Origin of the sequence: Billgrantia tianxiuensis (genome assembly GCF_009834345.1) — a bacterium.
GTDB classification, from domain to species: domain Bacteria; phylum Pseudomonadota; class Gammaproteobacteria; order Pseudomonadales; family Halomonadaceae; genus Halomonas; species Halomonas tianxiuensis.
On record NZ_CP035042.1, the window covers coordinates 3,546,400 to 3,572,444 of the forward strand.

Genomic DNA, 26,045 nt, shown 5'->3' on the forward strand with positions numbered 1-26,045 from the left:
TCAGAAACGACGACGCCCCGGATGCGTGGAGCATACCGGGGCGTCGTGGCAATGGACGAAACGATCTTCGCGACCGATGACGGTCACGGCGAAACGACGTACGTAGCGAGAAGCAATTCGGTTGGTTGACATTTCGGTACCTCGACTGACCTGGACAAAAACGCGATGCACAACGCATCGCCCGACGCTCAAAGGCCGGCTAGTAGTCGTAGGTTCAGGCTGAGGTAGCAAAATGTCATGTTCATGCCCTCTAGAAAATCAGCATGGCCGACGCTTGTCAAGACTCACCGCCGTTTTCCGCTTGGATGTCGGCTCGTCGCCACCACTCCAGCAGACCCGGAGGCACCACTTCCTCGGCCACCGTCACGCTCCATATCGAAGCGCCGCTGGCATCCTCCACGCGCAGGCAGAAGCGTCGCCGATCGGCACCGGGCGCTCCGCCCTGGCCGGCGCTGGCTTCTGCATAGGACAACAAGCGCCACAGCTCGTCACGCTGGGCCTCGCTGCAGCGGGCGCAATCAATGCAGCGTGGCCGCGCCAAGCCGGGAAAGTGGGCCAATCCCCCTTCTCGTCGCAGCCGAACCACGTTGTCCGGAGTCAAGTGAGGCGGTTGGCTCATGGCAGCAATACCCCCACGCCTCGCCAGCCTTCGCGCACCGTTTCGGCTTCCGTACTCGCCGCCCCGAAGCGCCGCTCGGCATTGTCCACCGTCAGGCTGGCAAAGGCGACGAAGTCACTGTCCTGACGGAGTCGGGTGTCGATCAGAGTGTCGTACCAGATCCGACCGGCCCGCTCCCAGGCATGACCACCCAGTGCCATTGCCACAAGATGAAAGGCCCGGTTGGGAATGCCCGAATTGATGTGTACCCCGCCATTGTCCGCTTCGGTGACCACGAAAGCGTCCATGTGGCCGGGCTGCGGGTCGCGCCCCAGCAGCGGGTCGTCGTAGGCGCTCCCCGGCTTCGCCATGGAGCGCAGGGCACTGCCGACGATCCGGTCGGTGAACAGCCCCTCGCCAATCAGCCAGTCCGCCTCGTCGACGCTCTGACCCAGTTCGCGCTGCTTGACCAGACTGCCGAACACGTCGCACAGCGACTCGTTCAGCGCCCCCGATTGCCCCACGTAGGCCAGCGCGGCTTCATGCTGGATGACCCCATGGCTCAATTCATGGGCAACGATATCCAGCGCGATGGTGAAGCGATTGAACAGTTCGCCGTCGCCATCGCCGAACACCATCTGGCGACCGTCCCAGAAGGCGTTCTCGTAATCCTGGCCATAGTGCACCGTGGCCAGCAGCGCCATGCCGTCATCGTCGATGGAGTGGCGCTCGTAGGCTTCCCAGAACAGCCGATAGGTCGCCCCCAGGCCTCGATAGGCCTCGTCGACGGCCGGGTCGCCGCTGTCGCCCTCCCCTTCGCGCCTCACCAGCGTGCCGGGCAGGGTCTGCTGCTGCTCGGCGGAATACACGTAGCGAGCCGGCTCGCCGCGCCGGGCGCTGCCCTGAGGCAGGGCAACGGCTCCCGCACGGGCGCGAAACCGACCGTCGACCAGCAGGGTATGCCGAGCACATTCGCTCAGGCGGGAAGAGCCACCGCTGGCGATGCGCTCTAGCAGGTAGGGTGGTAGAAAATGCCTAGCACAGGCAGCGGGCAAGTCGGTCATCCGTTTCCTCTCCTTCGTGCCATGCGGCTCGCTCATCGAGCCCGGACACTAAGAGCATAGCGGAAACACCCTACCGTTCGCGCCGCTCCAGCATCGCCTCCATGCGTGACAGCTGGTCGCGCAGCTGACGCACGTCATCGCGCAGGCCGTGCAGCTCGGCGGCTTCCCCCTCGCCGCTCTCCAACTGGACCTGGATGCTCTCCTTCTGCATCACGTCGAGCACGATGCCGATCATCATGTTGAGGAAGATGAAGGCGTTGAGAAAAATGAAGGTGAGAAAGAAGATCCAGGCGTAGGGGTAGTGCTCCATGGTGGGGTAGAGCACCGCCGTGGCCCAGCTCTCGAAGGTGGCGACCTGGAACAGCGTCAGCATGGCCAGCGAGATGTTGCCCCACAGCCGCTCGTCGACGTCACTGAACAGGAAGCTGCCGATCGCCGCGTAGATGTAGAAGATGATGAACATCAGCAGCGCCACGTAGCCCATCCGCGGGATCGACTTGAACAGTGCCGCGATCAGCATGCGCAGCTCGGGGATCATCGACACCAGGCGCAGCACGCGGAAGATGCGCAGCAGCCGCGCCAACAGCACCATTTCCGAGTCTTCCATGGGGATCAGGCTGGCGGTGACGATCAGGAAGTCGAAGACATTCCAGCCTTTCTTGAAGAAGTCGAGCAGGCGCTTCTCCGCCGCCATGCGGATCAGGATCTCCACCAGGAAGAAAACCGTTACCCCCACGTCGAGCAGCAGCAGCCACTCCTGGAAGGGGCTGACCTCTTCCTCGTAGGTCTTGGCACCGATCAGCAGCGCCGAGAGCACGATGATGGCGATCACCGTGAGTTCGAAGATTTTGTTGGCACGCAGCCGCTCGAAGCGGTCGCGCCAGGTACCAAAGGAAGCGCTCATGGACATTCTCGAAAGCACGCTGTGACTGTAACCCGAGCCGCCTGACGGCAGCCGTATATCCCACCTGCGGACGGCGGCGTGATGTTAGCACGAGCGAGAAACGATGGGACGTTCCCCATCCCGGGAAGCACCAACACCAGACGTTACGACAGCGAAACCTTTATTCACGCTCCCTGCCTTGTCCAGAAGGTTGCACGCTGCCTACTTTCAAATCATCACGTGCAAAGGAAAAGGAGTCCGGCACATGAGCGAAGAGAAGCAACCTCCCCAGGAGCAATCCCACCAACCCGGCGCCGAGTACAAGATGGACCCGCAGCCGGAGTACATCCGCGAGAGCTACCGCGGCGCCGACAAGCTCAAGGACAAGGTGGCGATCATCACCGGCGGCGACAGCGGCATCGGCCGTGCCGTGGCGGTGCACTATGCCCGCGAGGGCGCCGACTGCGTCATCGTGCACCTGGAAGAGGACACCGATGCCCGCGACACCCAGCGTCTCGTCGAGGCCGAGGGGCGGCGCTGCCTTGTACTCAAGGGCGACGTGGGCGAGCCCTCGTTCTGCGACGAGATCGTCGACAGGACACTCAAGGAGTTCGGCAAGCTCAACATCGTGGTGCACAACGCCGCCGAGCAGTACGACTGGGACGACATCACCGACATCCCGCCCGAGCAGCTGCAGCGCACCTTCCAGACCAACGTCTTCAGCCACTTCTATCTGACCAAAGCGGCCCTGCCTCACATGCACGAGGGCGACAGTATCATCTGCACCTCGTCGATCAACGCCTTCAAGGGCAACCCGACGCTGATCGACTACACCGCCACCAAGGGCGCGATCCAGGGCCTGGTGCGCTCGCTGGCGGTACCGCTGGCCGAGAAAGGGATTCGCGTCAATTCGGTGGCCCCGGGCCCGGTGTGGACGCCGCTGATCCCGGCCAGCTTTCCCGCCGAGAAGGTCGCCTCCTTCGGCGGTCAGGTGCCGATGAACCGCGCCGGCCAGCCTTCGGAGATGGGACCGGCCTACGTCTATCTGGCCTGCGAGGAGTCCTCCTACATGAGCGGCCAGACGCTGCACCTCAACGGTGGCGTGGTACTCAATACCTGACGCAGTACTCGATCCTGAAACTCACTGGAAAAGCGTGACGCCCGCCTCTCGGAGGCGGGCGTCGTCATATTGCTTCAGTTGGCCGATAGACTCAGGTAGCCGGCGAACTCATGTCGTCAGTTCGGCGGGGTTCAGCAACCCGGCGAGTTCCTGGGCGTAGTGGGCGGCCTCACGGCCGCGCGGAGTCAGATAGCCACCGTCGGCCTGGGTCACCAGGCCCTTGGCATGCAGCCGCGAGGCGGCAGCGACCGCTTCCGGCGCGGCATTGGAGTGCACCTTGATGCCCTCCTGGCTGGTGTCGAGGTTGTACAGGCAGAGCAGGTTCAGCTCGTCCAGCAGCTCGGCGGTGAAATGCGCTTGGGCCATGGCGTTCTCCGATGTGATCAGATCTTTCGAGACAGGCTCTTCAAGTCATCTTCGAAGGTACGCCACTTCCCCTTGCTTCACCAGTACTGCCGGTCAACCCGCCCGACTGTCGTCCTCCAGGTCGCCTTGGCGGTAGCCCATCAGGTAGAGCACGGCATCGATGCCCAAGGTCGAGATCGACTGGCGCGCCTGGCTGCGTACCAGCGGCTTGGCACGAAAGGCGATGCCAAGCCCGGCGGCGGCGAGCATCTTGAGATCGTTGGCGCCGTCGCCCACGGCGATGGTCTGCTCCATGGCAAGCCCTTCGCGTGCGGCAATCTCGTGCAGCAGCTCGGCCTTGCGGCTGGCGTCGAGGATCGGCTCGCGCACTTCGCCGGTAACCTTGCCGTTCTCGATCACCAGCTCGTTGGCGTGGATCTCATCGAAGCCGAGCTTCTCCTGCAGGTGGCGGGCGAAGTAGGTGAAGCCGCCGGAGAGAATCGCAGTACGGTAGCCCAGGCGCTTCAAGTGCTTCATCAGCCGCTCGACGCCATCCATCAGCGGCAGCTCCTCGGCGATTTCGGCCAGCACCGATTCGTCGAGCCCCTTGAGCTTGGCCATGCGCTCGCGAAAACTCTGCTGGAAATCGAGCTCGCCGCGCATGGCCCGCTCGGTGACCGCGGCCACGTCCTCATAGACGCCGTGGCGGCGCGCCAGCTCGTCGATCACCTCGGCCTGGATCAGGGTCGAGTCCATGTCGAAGCAGACCAGACGGCGATGGCGACGCCAGATCGAGTCCTCCTGAATGGCAATGTCGACCCCGTGCATGGCCCCCAATGCCAGGGCTTTTTCGCGCAGGATATCGAGATCGACCTCCTCGCCGCGCAGCCAGCACTCCACGCAGGCGCCGAAGGGAGGGACGCCGCCGTCCAGCGCCTCGCGACCGGAGAGGCGGTGGATCAGCTCCACGGTAAGGCCGTGCTCGGCGGTGAGCGCTCCTACCTCGGCCAGGATGCCGGCAGGCAGGTGCGGCGCCAGCAGGGTCAGGATCAGTCGCGGCTCGCTGGCCTGCACGCTCCAGCGCTGATAGTCCTCAGCGCTGACCTGGATCGCCTGCACGTCGAGTCCCAGGCCGTCTCCCGCCTCGTTGAGAGCGCTCTCCAGATCGCTGTCGCGATCGAGCCCGACCAGCGCTTCCAGAGAGACCATGCCGAAGGTCACGCTCTGGTTGATGTCGAGCAGCCGTGCGCCGCTGCGCGCCAGGGCCTGGCCCAGGCCGGCCAACTGGCCGGGTCGTGCCGCGCCGGTGGCGCGAATCAGCAGTCGTCGTGTCATGTTACCCCTAGCTGGAAGAAGGAAGAGCGGCGCTGCGCGCCTGGAAGAGAGAAGAAATTCACTATACCCTACCTCCCGTCTTCCCTCTTCTATCTTCCCTCTTCCGACTCAAGTCTATCCACCTTCTGCAGGCCGCGGGGCAGCTTGCTGCCGCGTCGACCGCGTTCGCCGCGATAATAGTCCAGATCGGCGTCCTTGAGGGTCAGGTGGCGCTTGCCGGCATGCACGATCAGCCCCGCCCCTGCGGGCAACAGCGCGATGTCGCGCACCAGTTCCTCACGCCGCGCGGCACGGGCTCCGGGAATGTCGATCATCTTGTTGCCCTTGCCCTTGGCCAGCTCGGGCAGTTGCTCCAGCGGGAACAGCAGCAGCCGCCCCTCGTTGGAGACCGCCGCCACCCAGATGTCCTCTCCCTCGGGCACGCGTACCGGCGCCATGACCCGGCAGCCCTTGGGTACCGAGAGCACCGCCTTGCCCGACTTGTTCTTGCCGATCAGTTCCTCGAGCTTGGCCACGAAGCCGTAGCCGCCGTCGCTGGCCAGCAGGTAGCGACTCTCGGGCGGGGCCAGCATCAGCCCGGCCATGTGCGCCCCGGCGACCACATTGACCCGCCCGGTGACCGGCTCGCCCTGGCTACGGGCGCTGGGCAGGTTGTGGGCGGCCAGGGTGTAGGCGCGTCCGGTGTCGTCGAGCAACACCAGCGGCTGGTTGGTCTTGCCGCGGGCGGCCAGGGCGAAGCGGTCGCCGGACTTGTAGGAGAGTCCTTCCGGGTCGATGTCGTGGCCCTTGGCGGCACGGATCCAGCCCTTCTCGGAGAGCACCACGGTGATGGGGTCGGCGCCCATCAGCTCGACCTCGGAGAGCGCCTTGGCCTCCTCGCGCTCGACGATGGGCGAACGGCGCTCGTCGCCGTGCTCGCGGGCTGCCTCGCGCAGCTCTTCCTCGATCAGGTCGGTGAGCTTGGCCTCGCTGCCGAGCAGCTCCTTGAGGCGCTTGCGCTCGGCTTCGAGCGCATCCTGCTCTCCGCGGATCTTCATCTCCTCGAGCTTGGCCAGGTGGCGCAGACGCAGCTCGAGGATTGCCTCGGCCTGGCGGTCGGAGAGGCCGAAGGCAGCCATCAGCGCGCTCTTGGGCTCGTCCTCCTCGCGGATGATGCGGATCACCTCGTCGATGTTGAGGTAGGCGACCAGCAGGCCTTCGAGGATGTGCAGGCGGTCCTCGACCTTACCCAGACGATGCTCCAGGCGCCGACGCACGGTCTTGCGCCGGAAGGAGAGCCATTCACCCAGCATGTCGGGCAGCGGCATCACCCGCGGCCGGCCGTCGAGGCCGATCACGTTGAGGTTGACGCGGATGTTCTTCTCGAGGTCGGTGGTGGCGAACAGGTGCGCCATCATCGCCTCGATATCGACACGGTTGGAGCGCGGCTCGATCACCAGCCGGGTCGGCTCCTCGTGGGTCGACTCGTCGCGCAGGTCGTCGACCATGGGCAGCTTCTTGGCCTGCATCTGGGCGGCAATCTGCTCGAGCACCTTGGAGCCACTGACCTGGTAGGGCAGCGCGGTAACTACCACCTTGCCCTCCTCCATGGTGTAGCGCGCACGCAGCTTCACCGAGCCGCGACCGCTCTCGTAGAGCTTGTGCAGGTCGTCGCGGGAAGTGATGATCTCCGCCGCGGTGGGGAAGTCCGGCGCCGGCAGATGCTGCATCAGGTCGGCGGTGGTGGCCTCGGGATGGCGCAGCAGGTGGCAGGTAGCCTCGACCACTTCGTTCACGTTGTGCGGCGGAATGTCGGTGGCCATGCCCACGGCGATGCCGGTGCCGCCGTTGAGCAGCACGTGAGGCAGGCGCGCCGGCAGCACCACCGGCTCGTTCATGGTGCCGTCGAAGTTGGGGGTCCAGTCGACGGTGCCCTGGCCCAGCTCGGCGAGCAGCACCTCAGCGAACTTCGAGAGGCGCGATTCGGTGTAGCGCATCGCCGCGAACGACTTGGGATCGTCGGGGCTGCCCCAGTTACCCTGGCCGTCCACCAGCGGGTAGCGGTAGCTGAACGGCTGCGCCATCAGCACCATCGCTTCGTAGCAGGCGCTGTCGCCGTGAGGATGGAACTTGCCCAGCACGTCGCCGACGGTACGCGCCGACTTCTTGTACTTGGCGCTGGCGTTCAGCGCCAGCTCGCGCATGGCGTAGACGATGCGCCGCTGCACCGGCTTCATGCCGTCGCCGATGTGGGGCAGCGCCCGGTCGAGGATGACGTACATCGAGTAGTCGAGGTACGCCTTCTCGGTGTATTCGCGCAGCGAGAGGCGCTCGACGTCGCCCTCCGCCACCTGGATATCCATGGTCATGGGTTCTGCGCCCTATCTGCCATCATGGAAAAATCGCGGGCCGTGCCCGCACGAAATGTTCTGGAAGAGCTGCGAGCCGCGAGCTTCGGGCTTAGAACCCACTGCTCGTAGCTCGTAGCTCGTAGCTCGTAGCTCGTAGCTCGTAGCTCGTAGCTCGTAGCTCAGACTTCGATATCCGCCAGGTTGCCATAATCTTCGAGCCAGCTCTTGCGGTCGGCGGCGCGTTTCTTGGCCAGTAGCATGTCCATCATCTCCATGGTGCCGTCGCCGACCTCGCGGGTGAGCTGCACCAGGCGTCGGGTCTCCACCGCCATGGTGGTCTCGCGCAGCTGCAGCGGGCTCATCTCGCCGAGGCCCTTGAAGCGCTGCACGTTGGGCGTGCCGCGCTTGCCCTCGAGCTTGCGCAGGATCGCCGCCTTCTCGCTCTCGTCCAGGGCATAGTGCACCTCCTTGCCCAGGTCGATGCGGTAGAGCGGCGGCATGGCGACGTAGACGTGGCCGGCGTCCACCAGCGCCGGGAAGTGACGCACGAACAGCGCGCACAGCAGCGTGGCGATGTGCAGGCCGTCGGAGTCGGCGTCGGCGAGGATGCAGATCTTGTGGTAGCGCAGCTGGGTCAGGTCATCGCTGCCCGGGTCCATGCCCACCGCCACGGCGATGTCGTGGACCTCCTGGGAGCCGTAGATGTCGTGGCTGTCGACTTCCCAGGTGTTGAGGATCTTGCCGCGCAGCGGCAGGATCGCCTGGGTCTCGCGGTTGCGCGCCTGCTTGGCGCTGCCGCCGGCCGAGTCGCCCTCGACCAGGAACAGCTCGCCCTGGGCCGGGTCCTGGCCGGAGCAGTCGGCCAGCTTGCCCGGCAGCGCGGGGCCGGCGGTGACCTTTTTGCGCGCCACTTTCTTGGCGCTCTTCTGGCGCCGCTGGGCGGCGCTGATGACCAGCTCGGCCAGCGCCTCAGCCTGGTCGACGTGATGGTTGAGCCACAGCGAGAAGGCGTCCTTCACCACGCTGGAGACGAACGCCGCCACCGTGCGCGAGGAGAGACGCTCCTTGGTCTGGCCGGCGAACTGCGGGTCGAGCATCTTCACCGAGAGCACGTAGGCGACACGCTCCCACAGGTCCTCCGCGGTGAGCTTGACGCCCCGCGGCAGCAGGTTGCGGTATTCGCAAAACTCGCGCAGCGCCTCGAGCAGCCCCGAGCGCAGCCCGTTGACATGGGTGCCGCCCTGGGGCGTGGGGATCAGGTTGACGTAGCTCTCCATCAGCGTCTCGCCGCCTTCGGGGAGCCACTGCACCGCCCAGTCCACGGCCTGCTCGTCGTCGGCGAAGTGGCCTACCAGGGGTGAGACCGGCAGCACCTCGAAGCCGTCGGTGGCCTGGGCCAGGTAGTCGCGTAGGCCATCCTCGTACTGCCACACGCTCTCGGCGCCGTCGGTTTCCACCAGGGTGACCTTGAGCCCCGGGCAGAGCACCGCCTTGGCCCGCAGCAGGTGCTTGAGCCGGCCCATGGCCAGTTTCGGGCTGTCGAAGTAGGACTCGTCGGGCCAGAAGCGCACCAGGGTACCGGTGGTGCGCTTGGCCACGCTGCCGATCTCGGCCAGCTCCGAGACCTTGTCGCCATGCTCGAAGGCCATGGCGTGACGGGCGCCGTCGCGCATCACCTCGACCTCCAGGCGCCGCGACAGGGCGTTCACCACCGACACCCCGACGCCGTGCAGACCGCCGGAGAAGCGATAGCTGGACTGGGAGAACTTGCCGCCGGCATGCAGCCGGGTGAGGATCAGCTCGATCCCGGAGACGCCGTGCTCGGGATGGATGTCGATGGGCATGCCGCGGCCGTCGTCGGCCACTTCGATACCGCCATCCTCCAGTAGGCGTACGGTGACTTCCCGGGCATGGCCGGCCAGCGCCTCGTCGACGCTGTTGTCGATGACTTCCTGGGCCAGATGGTTGGGGCGGGTGGTGTCGGTGTACATGCCGGGGCGCTTGCGCACCGGATCGAGACCGGAGAGTACTTCGATTGAGCTGGCACTGTACTGTGTCATGCGTGTCCCAAAGCCATTACGAATTCGATTGCGCTCCCTGCAGGTTTCCTGCCCCTTCCCTGAAAGCCCGGCCGCGTCATTGCTCCCGCATTTCGGTCACCACGCGCCCCGGTGGCAGGCAGTGTCCGCCATGGGCGAGCACGGCCGGCAGGTAGCTCTCCAGCATGCCGAACACATGATCGCCGCCGGGATGCAGGACGGTCCGGGCGCCGCGGTAGAGCGCGAAGGCATCCGCCGGATCGAGCGTCTCGTCGGCGGTTCCCAGCAGCAGCAGGTAGCGCTCGGGGCACACGCGCTGCGGCGTCAGTTCGACCAGCTCCTCGCGATGGGCCGTCTCGATGACGAAACGCTCACCGGTATGCTCATTGACGAAGGCCTCGCCTACCCACTCCCCCACCAGCCGCGCCGGCCGCACCGCGGGATTGACCAGCACCGCCGGGAGCCCATGGCGTTCGGCCAGGCAAGTGACCAGAAAGCCCCCCATGGAGCTACCGACCAGCAGCGGACTCGGCCCCAACGCCTTCAGCAGCGCTTCGGCCATCTTCAGCGCGGCCGCAGGACGATGCGGCAACTGGGGCGTCTCGCAGGGCAGCGCCACCTCCGCACAGGCGGCTCGCATCAGCGCTGCCTTGGGCGAACCATAGCCACTATTGAAGCCATGCAGGTAGAGCAGGCCGCTGGCGGGCAGCGGAGCCAATGACGCGCTCAGCATACCGAACGAACTGTATACATTGCCAGCCCTTCCCTATCGTTCGCTGCTCGCTTGCTTCAACGTTCGTTCTCCCGTTCGGCGTTCCATACCGCCTCGACCAGCGCCCGGGTAGAGGCATCCATTTTCTCGTGCCCCTGCCGCTCGGCCAGGATACGCTCCGTTTCGCCGGCGATCTGCTTGCCCAGCTCGACACCCCACTGGTCGAAGGAGTTGATACCCCAGATGGTGGCCTGGACGAACACCTTGTGCTCGTAGAGAGCGATCAGCGCCCCCAGGGTCGCCGGGGTCAGGCGGTCGAGCAGCAGCGTGGTGGAGGGCTGGTTGCCGCGGTAGCGCTTGTGGCCTGGACGCTCGCCCGGCTCGTCGATGGCGTCATCGCCGAGCATCAGCAGGCGCGACTGGGCGAAGCAGTTGGCCAGGGTCAAGCGGTGCTGTCCCATCAGGTGCTGGCGGGTTGCCGCATCCTCGACGTCGTCGTAGCGCTTGAGCGGGGCGATGAAGTCGCACACCACCGGCTGGGTGCCCTGGTGCAGCAGCTGATAGAAGGCGTGCTGGGCGTTGGGACCGAGCTGGCCCCATAGCACCGGACAGGTGGAATAATTCACCTGGCGGCCGTCATGTGTCGCCGACTTGCCGTTGGACTCCATCTCGAGCTGCTCGAGGTAGGCGGCGAAATGTTCCAGGCGACCGTCATAGGGCAGGATCGAGTGGGCGCGGATGTCGAGGAAGTTGACGTTCCAGATGCCCGCCAGGGCCAGCAGCACCGGCAGGTTGTCGCCGAGCGGCGCCGCAGCGAAATGCTTGTCCATGGCATGGGCACCGGCCAGCAGCTCGCGGAAGTTGGCCATGCCGATCACCAGCGCAATGGGCAGGCCAATGGCTCCCCACAGCGAATAGCGACCGCCGACCCACTCCCAGAACAGCAGTTGGTTGGCCTCGGCGATGCCCCATTCGCTCATCTTGTCGGGTTTGGCCGAAACGCCGATGAAGTGCTGACGCATCACCATTTCTTCGTCGACACCCTGAATGCCATCCTCGACCAGGCGCGCCATCAGCCAGTCGCGTGCGGTGCGCGCGTTGGACAGGGTGTCGATGGTGGTGAAGGACTTCGAAGAGATCACGAACAGCGTGGTCTCGGGATTGAAACGCTTGAGGTAGTCGGCGAGCTGGGAGCCGTCCATGGTCGAGGCGAAGTGCACCTCGACGTGGTGTGCATCGGTGGGCCGATAGTCGGCCAGCGCATGGGTCACCATCAACGGGCCGAGGTCGGAGCCCCCCACCCCCAGATTGACCACGTCATGAATCGGTCGACCGGTGGCGCCACGCCACTGCCGGGAGTGGAATCTCTCGACCATGGTGGCCATGCGGTCCAGGGTGGCATGTACACCGGGCACCACATCCTCGCCGTCGACGACCAGAGAAGCTTCAGCGGGCAGGCGCAGCGCCGTATGCAGCGCCGGGCGATCCTCGCTGACGTTGACGTGCTCACCACTCAGCAGCGCCTGGATACGCTGCGACACCTCGGCCTCGCGAGCCAAATCGAGCAGTCGCTCGAGCGTGGTGTCATTCCAGCGCTGCTTCGACAGGTCGAGGGTCAGCCCCGCTGCCCGCCGCGTAAAGGCGCTGCCGCGCGCCTGGTCGGCGAACAGTTCGCGCAGATGGGTAGGGCGCACCTCCTCGGCATGTTCTTTCAGCCGCTGCCAGGCACCAGTCTGGTCGATGGGGGCATGATTCATAGCGATCCTCCTTGACGTCATGCGGGGCTATCATTCGTTGACGATCCCCACAAGGAAAGTCGGGCAAACGTCCTTCGCCCACAGGCTAGCCTTGTATCCGCCTGTAAATCCATAGGCCCGCGACTCACGGGCTCCCGCCATGCCGGCAGAGCACAGCGACCGTGCAGCCGGCCGGCAGCAGGCGTAGAATACCGGCCTGTTCCACGTTACGGCCTGCTCATGAGTGACGCATCTTATCGCGACGCGATCTTTTCCACACCCCTGGACCGGGTCGCACGCTTCTCCTTCGACGAACAAGTCGTGGCCTGCTTTCCCGACATGATTCGCCGCTCGGTACCCGGCTACGGCCAGATACTGGGCATGCTGGGGCTGATCGCCGGGCGTCATCTGCGCCACGGCGCCCATGTCTACGACCTGGGCTGTTCGCTGGGTGCCGCCAGCCTGGCCCTGGCCGGCCAGCTGCCACCTGACGCTTTTCGTCTCACTGCGGTGGACATCTCACCGGCCATGGTCGCCCGCGCCCGCGAGACACTAGCCACCGAGTGTCCCCAGCACGCCATTGAAGTCATGGAGGGCGATATTCGCTCCCTCGACTACCAGCCCTCGGGCATGGTGATTCTCAACTTCACCCTGCAGTTTCTGCCCCCCGAGGATCGCGAATCGCTGCTTGCACGTCTGTACGCCGCACTGGAACCGGGCGGCGTGCTGGTGCTCTCGGAGAAAATGATCGACCCGGACGAGCGTGACAACGCCTGGCGGGTGGAGCGCTATCACGACTTCAAGCGCGCCAATGGCTACAGCGAGCTTGAAATCAGCCAGAAGCGCACGGCGCTAGAGAACGTGCTGGTACCGGACACCCTGGAAGCCCACCATGCGCGTCTGGCCCGGGCCGGCTTCCCACGCTCGCTGACCTGGTTCCAGTACCTGAACTTCGCCTCGCTGATTGCGTTCAAGGAGGCCTGAAGTGGCGATTCCTCCAGAGCAGCGCTCTCTTTACCGCGCCTTTATCGACCAGGGGCTGGACTCCTGGCTTGCTCGCCTGCCGGAGCAGTTGGCCCGCGGGCTAGACCGCAAGCGCTACGGCGATCTGCCGGCCTGGGAGAAGGCGGTGGCCAAGCTGCCCGCCCTACCCGAGGCACGCGACGTCCAGTTGGACGTCGATACCGTGACGGTAAATTGCACCCTCGATGACAGCCGGCGGCGGCAGTGCGAGAACCTGCTGAGGAAGCTATCGCCGTGGCGCAAGGGCCCCTACCGGCTCGCCGGTATTCATATCGACACCGAGTGGCGTTCCGACTGGAAGTGGCAGCGGGTCTCCCCCCACCTGGCCCCGCTGACCGGCAGGCGGGTGCTCGACGTGGGCGGCGGCAGCGGCTACCACGCCTGGCGCATGGCCGGCGCCGGTGCCGCCTTCGTGCTGGTGATCGACCCCTCGCCACGCTTCTATTACCAGTTCCAGGCGCTGCGTCACTTCGTCAGCGATGCCGACGGCGGGCGCACCCACTTCCTGCCGGTGGGCATCGAGGACGTGCCCGAGCGGCTCGGTTTCTTCGACACGGTGTTCTCCATGGGTGTGCTCTACCACCGTCCTTCTCCGCTGGAGCATCTGCTGCAGCTAAAGGACGCCCTGCGCCCCGGCGGCGAGCTGGTGCTGGAGACGCTGGTGGTGGAAGGTGACGCCACCACGGTGCTGCTGCCCGGCGAGCGCTACGCCGCCATGCCCAACGTCTACTTCCTGCCCTCTTCCGCAGCGCTGTGCCAGTGGCTCGAACGCTGCGGCTTCGTTGACGTGCGGGTAGTGGACGAAGCGTTCACGTCCCTGGAGGAGCAGCGCTCCACCGAGTGGATGACCTTCCAGTCGCTGGCCGACTTCCTCGACCCGGCCGACCCCACGCGCACCCGCGAGGGCTACCCGCGCCCCGCCGGGCGGTGGTGATGGCGACGAGACCAACGTAGTGAGCAGATGCTGCGTCAGGGAGTCTCGGCTTCCAGTTCGAGGCTTTCTGCCGCCAGGTCGCCGAGGATCGGACACTCCGGGCGCTCGTCGCCATGGCAGTGCTTCACCAGGTGCTCCAGGGTACGGCGCATACCCTGCAGTTTCTTGATCTTGCCATCCAGCTCCTCGATGTGCGCCTGGGCGACGGCCTTGACGTCGGCACTGGCCCGATGGCGGTCCTGCCACAGGGCGAGCAGGTTACCCATCTGCTCCACCGAGAAGCCCAGGTCACGGGCCCGGGAGATGAAACGCAGCGCGTGAACGTCCTTCTCGCTGAAGATCCGATACCCCGACTCCGTCCGTTTGGCCGGGGCAATGAGGCCGATACTCTCGTAGTAGCGAATCATCTTTTCCGAGATGCCGGATGCCTTCGACGCTTGACCGATATTCATCGGGTACCTCCAAGTCATGGACACGCAGGGCCACCCCATTACGAACCACTGAGGGGGCCTGCCTTGAACCCCAAACAGTGGGGCCAACTCTCCAAGGATAGGAAACTTCGCGAGAGACGTCCTCTGTGCCACCACGCGCTCGAAGTCGCCACCGAGGATATGCCAGCACCCCAGCCCGCCAGGGGCGGCGGATAATCTTGCTTTCCCGCTTGACCTTCCAATGGTGGGAAGCCTTAGGCTGAAAACTCCCCAAAACCCAATGAGGAAGGATCATGCCAACGTTCAATGTTCCCCAGATGACCTGCGGCCACTGCGCCTCGACCGTCACCACCGCGATCAAGACTGTCGATGCCAATGCCAGCGTGGACATCGACCTGGCACAGCGCCAAGTGACCGTCGAGAGCAGCTCCGACACGGCAGCCCTGGCGGCTGTCCTCGAAGAAGCCGGCTATCCCAACGAGCTGGCGTAGCACTGAGGGGGCCGAGGGTACGGCGCGTATCCGTGGCCCCCTGATTCGCCACCGACCTCATCAGCCATCCGGGTGGTACCACTCCGGCGCGCTGCGCCCCATTCCCTGGCATGCATGACGCTTCGCCGGGGCTCACGAGAATCCCAGCACGGCCTTCGTCTCCAGATACTCCTCCATGCCCTCGATGCCGTATTCGCGGCCGTTACCCGAGCGCTTGTAGCCGCCGAAGGGTGCACTTGGGTCCCAGGCCGGATAGTTGATGTGCACCTGCCCAGCGCGGATCCGAGCCGCCACGGCCCGCGCCGCCTCGAGATCTCCACCTTGGATGTGGGCGCCGAGGCCGTAGACGGTGTCGTTGGCAATCGCCACGGCGTCATCGACGGTGTCATAGGGAATGACGCAGAGGACCGGCCCGAAGATTTCCTCCTGGGCGATCCTCATTCCAGACCGCACTTCGGAGAAGACGGTGGGACGAACGTAGAAGCCCCGCTCCAGGCCCTCGGGCCGGCCAGCCCCACCGCAGACGAGCCGCGCGCCCTCGCCGATCCCGACGTCGATCATCTGCCGTACGCGTTCGAACTGGGCGCGGTTCGCCACTGGGCCATGGGTCGTCGCCTCCGCACGCGGATCGCCGACCACCATGCCGGATACCGCCTCGCGCGAGAGACGCTCGACCTCCCGTAGGTGCCGGCGGGGCACGATCATGCGCGTAGGGGCGCTGCAGGACTGTCCGAGGTTGCGGAACGCGGCCGCCACGCCGGGCGCGACGGCACGAGCCAGGTCCGCATCCGGCAGGATGACGTTGGGCGACTTGCCGCCGAGTTCCAGGGCCACCCGTTTCACTGTCGGGGCGGCCGCCTGGCTCACCAGGACACCGGCCCGGGTCGAGCCGGTCAGCGAGATCATGTCCACATCGGGATGGGCCGACAGGGCCGCACCGACCCCGGGACCATCGCCGTTCACTAGGTTGAAGACGCCCGCCGGAATGCCGGCGTCCTGCACCACCTCCGCGAAGAGCAAGGCGCTAAGGGGCGACAGCTCACTTGGCTTCAGCACGATCGTACACCCCGCCGCCAGGGCAGCGCCTACCTTGGCGGTGATCTGGTAGAGCGGCCAGTTCCAGGGCGTGATGAGGCCACACACTCCGATTGGCTCGCGCAGGATGGCCGTGGTGCCACGATGGGTGATGAAGGGATAGGTGGCCAGGTTGTCCCGCGCCACACGAATGTGTTCCGCCGCCAGCGGCACCTGAGCGCTGCGCGCATAGCCGATAGCCGCTCCCATCTCCTGAGAGATCGCCTGAGCAAACAGTTCCACGCGCTCGAGAAGGAGGGCATGGACGCGATCCAGAAACTGAGCCCGGCTTTCGGGCGAGGTGGCGGCCCAGCCCGCGAAGGCCCGCCTCGCCGCGGCCACCGCCATGTCGACGTCCGCGCGGCCACCCAGGGCGATCCCGGCAATGGGCTCCTCCGTCGAAGGATCGACGACATCGATTCGGGTCGGGTGCTCGGGCAAGGTCCACTCGCCGTCGATGAACATGCGAACTAGAAGGCCTGCGTTGTTGAGATGTGTGATGGGCGAGGTCATGGAAGTCTATCCTCTAAACGACTGTGGGCTTCCGAAATGAGCAAGAAACACGGGCTCGAAGTGACCGGGCTCAGAAAAACCCCGGCCTAGCAATCACGAACTGATGGATGCTGGATCGACACGGGGAGCCGCGGTAAAGAACGAACAAAGTCAGTGTTTTCCGTTGCCGTTCACTTTAACGCCAGCCATGCAGTACGGGCTGCTCATTTCGCAGAGTGAACGGTAGGAAATGCCATTAAACCACCCGGTATTGGCAAGATACTGTCGCGGCTCTCGTGCATGATATGAGCACACCCTTCCGGCAACCCGAAGGGGCGGAACATGGCTGAAGCTGCTCGATGGAGGCTGAAAATGTCAGACAAGGGATCGGAAATCGATGATCTGGTGGCGCCGCTGGTATCGTTTCGCCGCGACCTGCATGCCCACCCCGAACTTGCCTACGAAGAACGCCGTACGTCGCGCAAGATAGAAGAGGCGCTGCGCCAGCTCGGGCTGGAAGTCCATACCGGCATCGGTGGAACCGGTGTCGTCGCTTCCCTCAAGGTAGGCAGTTCCGATCGCGCTATCGGCTTGCGCGCCGATATGGATGCGCTGCCTTTTCATGAGGAAACCGGCCTGCCCTACGCCAGCCGCAACCCGGGCGTCTTCCATGGCTGCGGTCACGACGGGCATGTGGCAATGCTGCTGGGCGCCGCCCAGCAACTGGCGCGCACCCGTCGTTTCGACGGTACCGTCTATTTCATTTTTCAGCCGGCCGAAGAAGGGCACGCCGGCGCCCGCGCCATGGTCGAGGACGGGCTGTTCGAGCGGTTTCCCTGCGATCGGGTTTTCGCCTTCCACAACTGGCCGGATCTTCCGGCCGGGACGGTTTCGACGCGGCCGGGGCCGATCATGGCGGCGGCCGACAAGTTTGAAATCCTGGTTGAGGGGCGCGGCGGCCATGCCGCGATGCCGCACAAGACACCCGACGCAATCCTGGCAGCCAGCGACCTCGTCACCCAGCTCAATGGGCTGGTGTCACGCCGGATTCCGCCGATGTCCACGGCGGTGCTCTCCGTGACCCAGATCGAGGGAGGAAGTTCGCACAACGTCCTTCCCGCTGCCGTCCGCGTTGTCGGCACGGTGCGCACCTTCGACATCGCGGTGCAGGACAGGATCGAGGAAGCCTTGCGGCAGGTCGCAGAGGGCGTGGCCCTGGCCAGCGGCACACGCATGACCGTGACCTACCAGCGCTACTACCCGGCGACGATCAATGACGCGGCTGCCGCCGACGAGGCGTTGGCCGCTGCCGCCGGCGTTGCCCGCGCCGAACTCGCGCCGGAACCGGCCTTCACCTCGGAGGATTTCGCCTTCATGCTGCAGGCATGCAAGGGCGCTTATCTCTGGTTGGGCCAGGGTCGCGGTGATGCGGACGTACCGCTGCATCATCCCCGTTACGACTTCAACGACGATGTGCTGGGAATCGGAATTCGCCTGCATGTCGCACTGGTCGAACGCCATCTGTCGATCTGAGTGGCAGTGTTGGTGAACGACACCCCAGCCTTTTCCCGCAATACCGGAAGGGCTGCTATCGATCACCAGCCTCCGAAACGCGGCCATTCGGCCTCAATGACATCGGAACCTTCGCGAACCACATGACACTGCCGTGCTGGGCGCCGTTGGCGCAGGCATGATTGGGCAGGATGCGGATCCGAGTACCGACAGCGCGGCACGGTTAGCCCGAGTTATAGCGCACCCACCTCCACCTTCGAGCCATCGAGCAAGCGCGAGAGACTGTAGGGCTTGGGATCGACACAGGGGGTATCGTTGGCGACCAGGTCAGCCGCCAGGTAGCCGAGCCCCGGACCCAGGCCAAACCCATGTCCGGAACAACCCGCAGCAAGAACGAAACCTGATATATCCTCCACGGTGGAGATCACCGGCACCGCGTCGGGCGTGCAATCCACATAGCCCCCCAGGACTCGGCCATTTCGATGTTCGCCAGCGCCGGGAAGCGCTTTCGGACCTGCTCCAGAATCGCGGCCGCGGACCTTGCCGCGGGATCGAGCACACGGTTGCGCTCAAACGCGTAGGGCTTATCCGAACCCCAGCCGGCCAACCCTTCAGGACCGTGAACGAAAGAGTCGCCGATGCCGAACTCCATGGCGCCCAGCCGCTTGATGAACATGGGCAGGAACTCCTTGCCATAGCGGATGCCCTGGGGGGTGATTTCAAGCCGTGCCTTGCCACTGAGGGCCACGGTATAACTGCCATCGAGACGGCGGGTAAGCGTGCAATCCCGTGTGTAGAGCGCCTCGCCGATGTTCGGCGCCGGCCGAGTACGCAGCGCGGTCTGGCGCACGCTCGCTTGGGGGAAGCGAATCCCGTGGCGCCGACAGAACGCCGATGCCCAGGCGCCGGCGGCACACAAGACCGCATTGGTCCGGATCCCCCCTTTTTCGGTGACCACGCCCGTCACCGCGCCATTGGTGATATCGAGACCGTAGGCGGCGCAGTTCTGGTGAATGCTGGCGCCAAGTGCGCGCGCCCCCTCGGCAATCACCGGCGCCGCGATGGCGGGCTCCCCCTTGCCATCATCGACGGAGTGGACGCCGCCCAGCCATTTGCGACCTACAGACGGAATCGCGGAGGTCGCCTCCGCAGGGCTTAATATCCGTGTATTGATGCCAAACTGGCGTGCCGTCTCAAGCCAGCTTTCCCATTGAGCGAGTTGCTTGGCATCGTCGGTCGCGTACAGGAGGCCGCAACGGCGAAACCCGAGGTCAATGCCTATCTCCGCGGTGAGTTCGTCCCATAGCCGCATGGCTATGCCGGAGATAGGCAATTCACGGGCATCACGGTTCTGCTGTCGGCACCAGCCCCAGTTGCGACTCGACTGTTCGCAGCCGACATAGCCCTTCTCGATCAGGGCGACAGAAAGGCCCCGTCTGGCTAGAAAATAGGCTGTGGTTGCGCCGATGATGCCGCCGCCTATGATGACGACCTCCGCCGATGGAGGAAGGCTCTCGTCACTTGGGATGTGCTTTATCGTTGGAGACACGGCAAGTAACTCCTTTACAGGCGACCCACTCGGCCACCCGGGGCTGGCCAGCTGCCATGCAGGTCGTCGATCACGATGGGATGGGCGTGGCGCCCGCCCTGGGCATCCGCGAGGTGAGGGTCGTCGGGGGACAGGTCCGCATGCTCATGCTCCACCGTCAGCACCAGCCCGGCCGGCCAGGCGCGCACGGCCAGCACGGTTCCCAGCAGCGCCAGCACGCCAAGCACCAGGAAGGCAGCATCGAGACCATATCGGGCGCCCACCACGCCGGCGGTGGGGTAGGTTACCAACCAGGCCGCATGCGAAATGGAGAAATGCGCCGCAAAGACCGCAGGACGGTCACTCTCTCTGGACGAATGGAGCAGTACCCGCCCCGCCGTGGTCACACCCGCGCCCAGGGCGGCCCCTAGTAGCGGCCAGAGCAGCAGCAGGCTCCATAGCGTCTGCGGTGTCAGCGCCCCGATGGCCATCGCCAGCACGGTGGCCAGGCAACCCGCCAGCATGATGGTCCGGTCCCGGACACGATGGATGATGTGAGGCACCAGCAGCGCCACGCTCATGGAACCGACACCGAAGCAGGCCATGACCAGCGCCACCTCGCGCTGCCCCAACGCCAGCACGCCCTGTACGTAGACCACAGTATTCACCAGCACCATGGCACCGCCTGCGGCGATGGCGAAGTGGATGGCGGTGAGCCCCTTCAGGCTGGGGGTATGGACGAAGATCCTCACTCCCCGCAGTGCGCGGGCGGCATAGGAACGCTGCTCGGTGCGCTCGACGCGCGGCAGGATCGTGGTGGCGATGAGCGCCGCCGACGCGAACATCCCCAGCGCCGTGCCGACGAACAGCAGGTTGAAGGACATCAGGGTCAACAGGTAGGCGGCCAGCAGGGGGCTGAGCAGGTTTTCCAGGTCGTGCGCCAGCCGGGTCAGGGCGAGCCCCTTCACGTAACGACTCTCCTCACGCAGCACCGCGGGAATCGTGGCCTGCAGCGTCGGCGTGAACGCCGCCGATGCCGACTGCAGCACGAAGATCAGCACATAGACTTGCCACACCTCAGTGACGAAGGGGAGCAGCAGCACCACGCTGCCTCGCAGCATTTCCAGCACGATCAGCACCCCTCGTCGAGGCAAGCGCTCGGCGAAGGCCTGCGCCAGCGGTGCGACGATGACGTAGGCGACCATCTTGATGGCCAGCGCCGTGCCCATGACCACCCCCGCCCGCTCCTGCGCCAGCTCGTAGGCCAGCAGCGCCAGCGCGATGGTGGCAAGGCCCGTCCCCAGCAGGGCCATGCACTGGGCAGAGAACAAACGTCGGTATCGCCAATCCTGCAGGGGTTCGAACATGATCCACCTCGCTAGCCGGAACTCGCTGCCGCCATGTCCAGCCGACCGGCAGGGTCACCCTCCCCTGGCGCAGCGGCATGATAGGGGCAGCGAACCTGGTGCCCCTCGCTGGTGGCGATCAATTCGGGAAGGGAACGGCTGCACGCCGGCCTGGCAATGGGGCAGCGGGGATGGAAACTACAACCCGACGGCGGCGCAATCGGGCTTGGCGGTTCACCGCGTGCCATGGCACACCCTTCGAGTCCTTTCTCCTCGAGCATCGAGGCGTTGATCAGCGAGCGGGTGTAGGGATGCAGCGGGTTCGCGAAGAGCTCCTCGCTCTCGGCCACCTCGACGATGCGGCCCAAGTACATCACCGCCACTCGATCGCAGAGGTAATGCACCACACGCAGGTCATGGGAGATGACCACCAGAGTGAGATCGTAGCGCTTCCTGAGCGATGCCAGGAGGTTCAGGATCTGAGAGCGCATCGAGGAATCCAGCGCCGAGGTCGGCTCGTCACATACCAGCACCTGCGGCTCGAGCAGCAGGGCACGCGCGATCACTACCCGCTGCAGCTGTCCCCCGGAGCACTGGCTGGGGAAACGGTTGATGAAGCTCGAATCCAGGCCGACATCGTCCAGGGCCCGGATGATCCGCTGCAGCCGCTCGGACCGGGTCCCGATGCGGTTCTGCGACAACGGCGCATACAGGCTGCGGCCTATCGTCATACGGGGGTCCAGCGCACTGAAGGGATCCTGGAACACCAGTTGAACGGTGCGGCGCAGACGCCTGCGCTCGCCTCCTTCGGCCGACGAGACGTCGATGCCGTCGATATCGATATGGCCCGAGGTCAGCGACGACATGCCGAGAATCAGCCGCGCCAGGGTGCTCTTGCCGCACCCCGACTCGCCCACCAGCCCCAGGGATTCGCCCTTGGCGACGGCGAGGCTGATGCCATCCACGGAACGTACCTGCCGTCGCGGGCGGAAAAGACCGCCGCGCAGCGGATAGTATTTCATGACGTCGGTGATGCGCAGAATCGGGCTGCCCGCCGCATGAGGAACGGTGCGTGTCTCAACAGCCATCTCGATGGCCCTCCAGTTCGGTCTGGCAGATCCTGATGGCCTGCGCCTGGACGTCGTTCGGCGCCCCGACCCAGCAGCGTGCGCAGCAACCGGGGCCGCCATGCTCGACCATTGGGGGGGCAACTCGCGAGCAGACTTCCGGGTGCCCCCACGTTTCGGCGACCTGACAGCGCGAACGGAACCGGCACCCCGGGATCTTCGACAGCAGTTCCGGGGGCGTGCCCGGTATGGCGTAGAGCTCGCCCGACTCATCCGCCTGCAGGAGGGAACAATGAATCAGCGATTGCGTGTAAGGGTGCTTGGGGCTGTGCAGGATCTCGTCGGTGGTACCCTGCTCCACGATCTCGCCCGAGTACATAACGGCCACCCGATCCGCGATCGCCGAGACCACCGAGAGATCATGGGTGATCAGCAGGATGGAGAGGTTGCGTTCACGCCGCTTGCGATCCAGCAGCTGCAGAATCTGCGCCTGAACGGTAACGTCCAGCGCCGTGGTCGGCTCGTCGGCGATGAGAAGGTCGGGATCGGCGCTCAGGGCCGCTGCGATCATCACCCGCTGCGCCATCCCCCCGGACATCTGGTGCGGATAGCACTTCATCCGTTCTTCGGGCTCGGGGATGCCCACGTCGCGGAACAGCTGAACGACCCGCTCATGCTCCTCTTCGGCGGTCAGATGCTGGTGGACGTGCAGCGCCTCGCCGGCCTGGGCGCCCACCGTGCAGGTCGGATCCAGCATCACGTGCGGCTGCTGAAACAGCATCGCGATCCTGGAGCCACGGATCTTGTTGAAATTCTCCTCGGACAGGCCAAGCACCTCTTCCCCGCCGACGCGTACCGACCCTCCGAGTATCGAGATGCCGGAGGGCATCAGACGCATCAGGCTGCGCGCCGTCATGCTCTTGCCGGAGCCCGATTCGCCGACCAGGGCCAGAATCTCACCGCGCCGAATGGTCAGGTTCAGGTCGCTGATGATGGCACCGACCCCGGGAACACCGACGGTGAGATGCTCGACTTCGAGCACCGGGGCGCATGCCTCCGGTCGTAGCTGTTGCTGCACGATCGTTTGGTTGGCAAGCATTTTTTCATCCCCTCTGTTGTGATTATGTGGGTGATTGTGTCTAGCCAGGCCTATTCGATATCCGGCATTGCGGCTCAGCCTTTCGCCGCACCCGAGGTCGCCAATCGTCCGTTTTCCTGCCTCGCCCTCTCCCAGGCATTGCAGATGGTCTCGACCGGTTCCTGGAGATGGTCGGCCATGGCTTTTTCGAGCTTTTCGGTATCGCCGCTCGCTACCAGCTCTGCCAGGTACTCGTGCTCTTCGATCAGCCGACCGCGGCCGCGGTAGACTCCGAGCAACTGATTGAGGCAGAGCCCCATTTCCGCCATCAGCGTGGCAAACAGGCGGGACAGCCGCCGACTGCCGGCGGCATTCACCAGCTCGGAGTGAAAGCGAATATCCAGGGAAGCGACTTCGGTCCACGCCTCCTGCTCGACGGCCTTGCGCATGGACGCCACGATGGCCCGGAGTCGAGCAGAAAGCTCTTCTCCGCGACCGGACTGGACAATGCGCCGCAAGGCCGCGCGCTCTACCGCATCCCGGGTAAAATAGATGTCCTCGAGATCGTCCTCCGTGAGTTCCAGCACGAAAACGCCACGGTGCGGCTCGCTGACCAGCAGCCCCTCCTGCAGGAGACGCTGGATGGCCTCCCTGACCGGCCCGCGGCTGACGCCACAGCTCTCGGCGACCAGTTTTTCGTTCAACTGCATGCCCGGCGGATAGGCACCAGACAGGATGGCATCGCGAATCTGTTCAGTGACCATGCTCGACATGGTCGAGCGAACGACGGGTTTCGGTCCCGCATGCAGCTGCATCATGACGACTCTCCTTATCTCGATCGAAACGCATTCATTTACTTTCGTGACGCCACTTCATCTTCGCATCCAGATGCGCCTCCAAGCCCTGCCCGACCAGCGTGACGCTCAATGCGGTGATGAAGATGGCCAGGCCGGGAATGAATACCAGGGCGGGGGCACGATCCAGATAGGGCAGCGCCTCGGCCAGCATCGCGGCCCAATCCGTATCGGGCGGCTGTACCCCAAGCCCCAGGAAGGAGAGGCTTCCCACCGTGATCAGCTTGTGGCCGAAGCGCAGGAACGCGATCGTGGCCAGCGGCCTCAGGACGTTGGGAATCACGTGATACACGATGATGAAGGTGCGCGAGCAGCCGAGTATCTCCGCCGCGCGGATATAATCCTTGGCGTTGATCTCCAGCGCCAGCCCACGCGTCATGCGGGCAAACGGCGTCCAGCCGGTCAGGACGAGCGCCAGAACCAGCGTGCCATAGCCCGGCCCCAGGATGGCGACCAGGAGCAGTGCCACCAGCACATCGGGAAACGAGATCATCAGGTCCACGAGGCGCATCAGGAATTCATCCACGGCGCCGCCGACCCGGGCACTGATCACGCCCAGCAGGGTGCCAAGCACGGCCGAGATCACCAGGGTAATGGTGGTAATGGAGACCGAGAACTGGCCGCCATAGAGCAGGCGACTGAAGACATCCCGGCCCAGGTGATCCTGCCCCAGCCAGTGTTCCGCACTGGGGCCTGCAAAGCGCTGCGCAAGCGTCATTGCCGACGGGTCGTGTTGCGCTATCCAGGGCGTGAGCAGCAGGAGCAAGATCACCGTGGCGAAGACGCTGCCGGCCACCAACAGCGTGCGGTTGTGTCGGGAGAGATGGACAAGCCAGGTCTTCACCATGTGCAGGTTGCCCATTCTCGATCTCATGCCCTGCACGCTGTCCGGCGACAGGGGGGTATCAAGCTGTGGCATTGTCGATCCTCACTACCGGGTTGAGAACGGTGTAGGCCAGGTCCGTGACCGTGTTGATCACGACAGCCAGGGTCACGATGGCGACCAGGCCCGCCTGCAGCACCGGTATGTCGCCATTGACGATCGCCGAGTAGACCAGCCGGCCCATGCCGGGTACCGCGAAGATGACCTCGATGACCACCGCCCCACCCAGCAGGCCGGCCATCCATACCGAGAACAGCGTGATCACGGGCAGCAGGGCGTTGCGCAGGCCATGGGCGATCAGCGTGCGCCGGACGCTCATGCCGCGGCTATGCGCCGCCACGATATGGGGGGAGTTGAGCACGTCGATCATCGAGGCTCGCATGACCTGGGTAAAATAGCCCATGGGACGCAGCGACAACGCCAGGGCCGGCAGGATCACCGACTCCGGCCCCCGCCAGCCCGCTGACGGCAGCCAGCCCAGATAGAGCGCAAAGACCAGAATGCTCATGGGGGCGAGCCAGTATTCCGGCACGGCGACGAACGCCTGGCTAAGCGATTTGGTCGCCATGTCGAAGGAGCCGCCCCGCCGCAGGGCAGCGATGCTGCCGGTGGGAACGGCCACGGCGAAGGCGAAGCCCAGCGACGCCAGCGTCAGCACGACGGATACCTTGAGCGCTGACCAGACCTGCTCGACGACGGGCTCACGACTCATGTACGAGTTGCCGAAATCGCCCGTCACCGCACTGCGCAGCCAGTCCAGATATTGCACGACCAACGGCCGGTGCATTCCCAGCTCGAGGCGTAGTGCCTCGATGGTGGCCGCATTCAGGTCCAGGCGACCGAAGCGCGCCCGAGCCAGCGCCCGCACCGGATCCGTCTCCCCGATATAGGGGATGAGAAAGACCAGAAACGTGACGACCAGCAGCGCCAGCACCAGCACCGCGAATCGGCGTAGGATAAAAATAGGCATTTTGTCAGCCCTCCCAGGGTTTGCGCGGATCCCGCTCCGACGCGGTCGGAACCAGGCGCCGTGATGCCATGCGTCGCATCGACACCATCCTCACCGGCGGGCAGTCAGCCACGACGTCTCGCGGGGCTCTGCCGGTCGAGGATCGTGGAAGGCAGTCTTGGGGGCTGAAGTCTCGGGCTGTTCATCAGAGGGGTCTCCGT

Annotated in this window: 21 protein-coding genes and 2 pseudogenes; 5 read left to right on the plus strand and 18 right to left on the minus strand. The window is 65.0% G+C overall.

The window, feature by feature from the left end:
- Positions 1-277: 277 nt before the first annotated feature.
- From EKK97_RS16585 to EKK97_RS16595, 3 genes are all read right to left on the minus strand, one after another.
- The gene (locus EKK97_RS16585) at positions 278-619 is read right to left on the minus strand and encodes a protealysin inhibitor emfourin (protein ID WP_159553533.1); all 342 of its coding nucleotides are present in this window, start codon (positions 617-619) and stop codon (positions 278-280) included.
- Entirely contained in the window at positions 616-1,662 is a 1,047-nt protein-coding gene (locus EKK97_RS16590; protein ID WP_159553535.1) for a M4 family metallopeptidase, read from the minus strand. The genes EKK97_RS16585 and EKK97_RS16590 overlap by 4 nt, the downstream gene beginning before the upstream one ends.
- A gap of 70 nt (positions 1,663-1,732) precedes the next feature.
- Entirely contained in the window at positions 1,733-2,566 is an 834-nt protein-coding gene (locus EKK97_RS16595) for an ion transporter (RefSeq protein WP_159553537.1), read from the minus strand.
- 244 nt (positions 2,567-2,810) lie between these two features.
- Here EKK97_RS16595 and EKK97_RS16600 point away from each other — a divergent pair, with 244 nt between their 5' ends.
- On the plus strand, positions 2,811-3,665 hold the full coding sequence (locus EKK97_RS16600; RefSeq protein ID WP_159553539.1) for an SDR family oxidoreductase: 855 nt from the start codon (positions 2,811-2,813) through the stop codon (positions 3,663-3,665).
- Positions 3,666-3,773: 108 nt separating this feature from the next.
- Here EKK97_RS16600 and EKK97_RS16605 read toward each other — a convergent pair whose 3' ends face one another.
- The 6 genes from EKK97_RS16605 to pgi form a co-directional block, all read right to left on the minus strand.
- The gene (locus EKK97_RS16605) at positions 3,774-4,031 is read right to left on the minus strand and encodes a TIGR02647 family protein (protein WP_159553541.1); all 258 of its coding nucleotides are present in this window, start codon (positions 4,029-4,031) and stop codon (positions 3,774-3,776) included.
- 93 nt (positions 4,032-4,124) lie between these two features.
- Entirely contained in the window at positions 4,125-5,345 is a 1,221-nt protein-coding gene (serB, locus tag EKK97_RS16610; RefSeq protein WP_159553543.1) for a phosphoserine phosphatase SerB, read from the minus strand.
- An 89-nt stretch (positions 5,346-5,434) separates the two neighbouring features.
- Positions 5,435-7,693: a DNA topoisomerase IV subunit A gene (gene parC / locus EKK97_RS16615; protein ID WP_159553545.1), complete on the minus strand. Its 2,259-nt coding sequence runs from the start codon at positions 7,691-7,693 to the stop codon at positions 5,435-5,437.
- A gap of 161 nt (positions 7,694-7,854) precedes the next feature.
- Positions 7,855-9,735 carry a DNA topoisomerase IV subunit B gene (gene parE / locus EKK97_RS16620; protein WP_159553547.1) on the minus strand — a complete coding sequence of 627 codons (1,881 nt, stop codon included), beginning with the start codon at positions 9,733-9,735 and terminating at the stop codon, positions 7,855-7,857.
- A gap of 76 nt (positions 9,736-9,811) precedes the next feature.
- On the minus strand, positions 9,812-10,432 hold the full coding sequence (locus EKK97_RS16625) for a YqiA/YcfP family alpha/beta fold hydrolase (protein WP_234286794.1): 621 nt from the start codon (positions 10,430-10,432) through the stop codon (positions 9,812-9,814).
- Between the two features lie 71 nt (positions 10,433-10,503).
- A complete protein-coding gene (gene pgi, locus EKK97_RS16630) occupies positions 10,504-12,183 on the minus strand; it encodes a glucose-6-phosphate isomerase (protein WP_159553551.1) in 1,680 nt (559 codons plus the stop codon).
- A gap of 219 nt (positions 12,184-12,402) precedes the next feature.
- Here pgi and cmoA point away from each other — a divergent pair, with 219 nt between their 5' ends.
- A complete protein-coding gene (cmoA, locus tag EKK97_RS16635) occupies positions 12,403-13,146 on the plus strand; it encodes a carboxy-S-adenosyl-L-methionine synthase CmoA (RefSeq protein WP_159553553.1) in 744 nt (247 codons plus the stop codon).
- Position 13,147: 1 nt separating this feature from the next.
- A pseudogene (gene cmoB, locus EKK97_RS16640) lies at positions 13,148-14,139 on the plus strand (tRNA 5-methoxyuridine(34)/uridine 5-oxyacetic acid(34) synthase CmoB).
- A 15-nt stretch (positions 14,140-14,154) separates the two neighbouring features.
- On the opposite strand, the gene cueR reads toward cmoB, so the two are convergent.
- Entirely contained in the window at positions 14,155-14,571 is a 417-nt protein-coding gene (gene cueR / locus EKK97_RS16645) for a Cu(I)-responsive transcriptional regulator (RefSeq protein ID WP_159553555.1), read from the minus strand.
- Between the two features lie 272 nt (positions 14,572-14,843).
- Here cueR and EKK97_RS16650 point away from each other — a divergent pair, with 272 nt between their 5' ends.
- Positions 14,844-15,041, plus strand: coding sequence for a heavy-metal-associated domain-containing protein (locus tag EKK97_RS16650; protein ID WP_159553557.1), 198 nt, complete (start codon positions 14,844-14,846; stop codon positions 15,039-15,041).
- A 132-nt stretch (positions 15,042-15,173) separates the two neighbouring features.
- On the opposite strand, the gene EKK97_RS16655 is transcribed toward EKK97_RS16650, so the two are convergent.
- Entirely contained in the window at positions 15,174-16,628 is a 1,455-nt protein-coding gene (locus tag EKK97_RS16655) for an aldehyde dehydrogenase family protein (RefSeq protein WP_159553559.1), read from the minus strand.
- Between the two features lie 351 nt (positions 16,629-16,979).
- Between EKK97_RS16655 and EKK97_RS16660 the strand changes: the two genes are divergently transcribed.
- A complete protein-coding gene (locus EKK97_RS16660; RefSeq protein ID WP_159553561.1) occupies positions 16,980-18,140 on the plus strand; it encodes a M20 aminoacylase family protein in 1,161 nt (386 codons plus the stop codon).
- A 212-nt stretch (positions 18,141-18,352) separates the two neighbouring features.
- Here the strand turns inward: EKK97_RS16660 and EKK97_RS16665 are convergent.
- The 7 genes and pseudogenes from EKK97_RS16665 to EKK97_RS16695 form a co-directional block, all read right to left on the minus strand.
- Positions 18,353-19,668: pseudogene (locus EKK97_RS16665) on the minus strand (NAD(P)/FAD-dependent oxidoreductase).
- A 14-nt stretch (positions 19,669-19,682) separates the two neighbouring features.
- Positions 19,683-21,014 (minus strand): MFS transporter, encoded by a 1,332-nt coding sequence (locus EKK97_RS16670; RefSeq protein ID WP_159553563.1) that lies wholly within the window; start codon positions 21,012-21,014, stop codon positions 19,683-19,685.
- An 11-nt stretch (positions 21,015-21,025) separates the two neighbouring features.
- On the minus strand, positions 21,026-22,081 hold the full coding sequence (locus EKK97_RS16675) for an ABC transporter ATP-binding protein (RefSeq protein WP_159553565.1): 1,056 nt from the start codon (positions 22,079-22,081) through the stop codon (positions 21,026-21,028).
- Entirely contained in the window at positions 22,071-23,159 is a 1,089-nt protein-coding gene (locus tag EKK97_RS16680) for an ABC transporter ATP-binding protein (RefSeq protein WP_159553567.1), read from the minus strand. Before EKK97_RS16680 ends, EKK97_RS16675 begins: the two co-directional genes overlap by 11 nt.
- Positions 23,160-23,233: 74 nt before the next feature.
- Positions 23,234-23,956 (minus strand): GntR family transcriptional regulator, encoded by a 723-nt coding sequence (locus tag EKK97_RS16685; protein WP_159553569.1) that lies wholly within the window; start codon positions 23,954-23,956, stop codon positions 23,234-23,236.
- A gap of 31 nt (positions 23,957-23,987) precedes the next feature.
- A complete protein-coding gene (locus EKK97_RS16690; protein WP_201296906.1) occupies positions 23,988-24,911 on the minus strand; it encodes an ABC transporter permease in 924 nt (307 codons plus the stop codon).
- Entirely contained in the window at positions 24,898-25,845 is a 948-nt protein-coding gene (locus EKK97_RS16695; RefSeq protein WP_159553571.1) for an ABC transporter permease, read from the minus strand. Before EKK97_RS16695 ends, EKK97_RS16690 begins: the two co-directional genes overlap by 14 nt.
- Positions 25,846-26,045: the final 200 nt, after the last annotated feature.

Excerpts from the sequence above, each read along its gene's own strand:
- EKK97_RS16585 (WP_159553533.1), bottom strand. The coding sequence starts at position 619 with ATGAGCCAACCGCCTCACTTGACTCCGGACAACGTGGTTCGGCTGCGA.
- EKK97_RS16590 (WP_159553535.1), bottom strand. The coding sequence starts at position 1,662 with ATGACCGACTTGCCCGCTGCCTGTGCTAGGCATTTTCTACCACCCTAC.
- EKK97_RS16595 (WP_159553537.1), bottom strand. The coding sequence starts at position 2,566 with ATGAGCGCTTCCTTTGGTACCTGGCGCGACCGCTTCGAGCGGCTGCGT.
- EKK97_RS16600 (WP_159553539.1), top strand. The coding sequence starts at position 2,811 with ATGAGCGAAGAGAAGCAACCTCCCCAGGAGCAATCCCACCAACCCGGC.
- EKK97_RS16605 (WP_159553541.1), bottom strand. The coding sequence starts at position 4,031 with ATGGCCCAAGCGCATTTCACCGCCGAGCTGCTGGACGAGCTGAACCTG.
- serB (WP_159553543.1), bottom strand. The coding sequence starts at position 5,345 with ATGACACGACGACTGCTGATTCGCGCCACCGGCGCGGCACGACCCGGC.
- parC (WP_159553545.1), bottom strand. The coding sequence starts at position 7,693 with ATGACCATGGATATCCAGGTGGCGGAGGGCGACGTCGAGCGCCTCTCG.
- parE (WP_159553547.1), bottom strand. The coding sequence starts at position 9,735 with ATGACACAGTACAGTGCCAGCTCAATCGAAGTACTCTCCGGTCTCGAT.
- pgi (WP_159553551.1), bottom strand. The coding sequence starts at position 12,183 with ATGAATCATGCCCCCATCGACCAGACTGGTGCCTGGCAGCGGCTGAAA.
- cmoA (WP_159553553.1), top strand. The coding sequence starts at position 12,403 with ATGAGTGACGCATCTTATCGCGACGCGATCTTTTCCACACCCCTGGAC.
- cueR (WP_159553555.1), bottom strand. The coding sequence starts at position 14,571 with ATGAATATCGGTCAAGCGTCGAAGGCATCCGGCATCTCGGAAAAGATG.
- EKK97_RS16650 (WP_159553557.1), top strand. The coding sequence starts at position 14,844 with ATGCCAACGTTCAATGTTCCCCAGATGACCTGCGGCCACTGCGCCTCG.
- EKK97_RS16655 (WP_159553559.1), bottom strand. The coding sequence starts at position 16,628 with ATGACCTCGCCCATCACACATCTCAACAACGCAGGCCTTCTAGTTCGC.
- EKK97_RS16660 (WP_159553561.1), top strand. The coding sequence starts at position 16,980 with ATGTCAGACAAGGGATCGGAAATCGATGATCTGGTGGCGCCGCTGGTA.
- EKK97_RS16670 (WP_159553563.1), bottom strand. The coding sequence starts at position 21,014 with ATGTTCGAACCCCTGCAGGATTGGCGATACCGACGTTTGTTCTCTGCC.
- EKK97_RS16675 (WP_159553565.1), bottom strand. The coding sequence starts at position 22,081 with ATGGCTGTTGAGACACGCACCGTTCCTCATGCGGCGGGCAGCCCGATT.
- EKK97_RS16680 (WP_159553567.1), bottom strand. The coding sequence starts at position 23,159 with ATGCTTGCCAACCAAACGATCGTGCAGCAACAGCTACGACCGGAGGCA.
- EKK97_RS16685 (WP_159553569.1), bottom strand. The coding sequence starts at position 23,956 with ATGATGCAGCTGCATGCGGGACCGAAACCCGTCGTTCGCTCGACCATG.
- EKK97_RS16690 (WP_201296906.1), bottom strand. The coding sequence starts at position 24,911 with ATGCCACAGCTTGATACCCCCCTGTCGCCGGACAGCGTGCAGGGCATG.
- EKK97_RS16695 (WP_159553571.1), bottom strand. The coding sequence starts at position 25,845 with ATGCCTATTTTTATCCTACGCCGATTCGCGGTGCTGGTGCTGGCGCTG.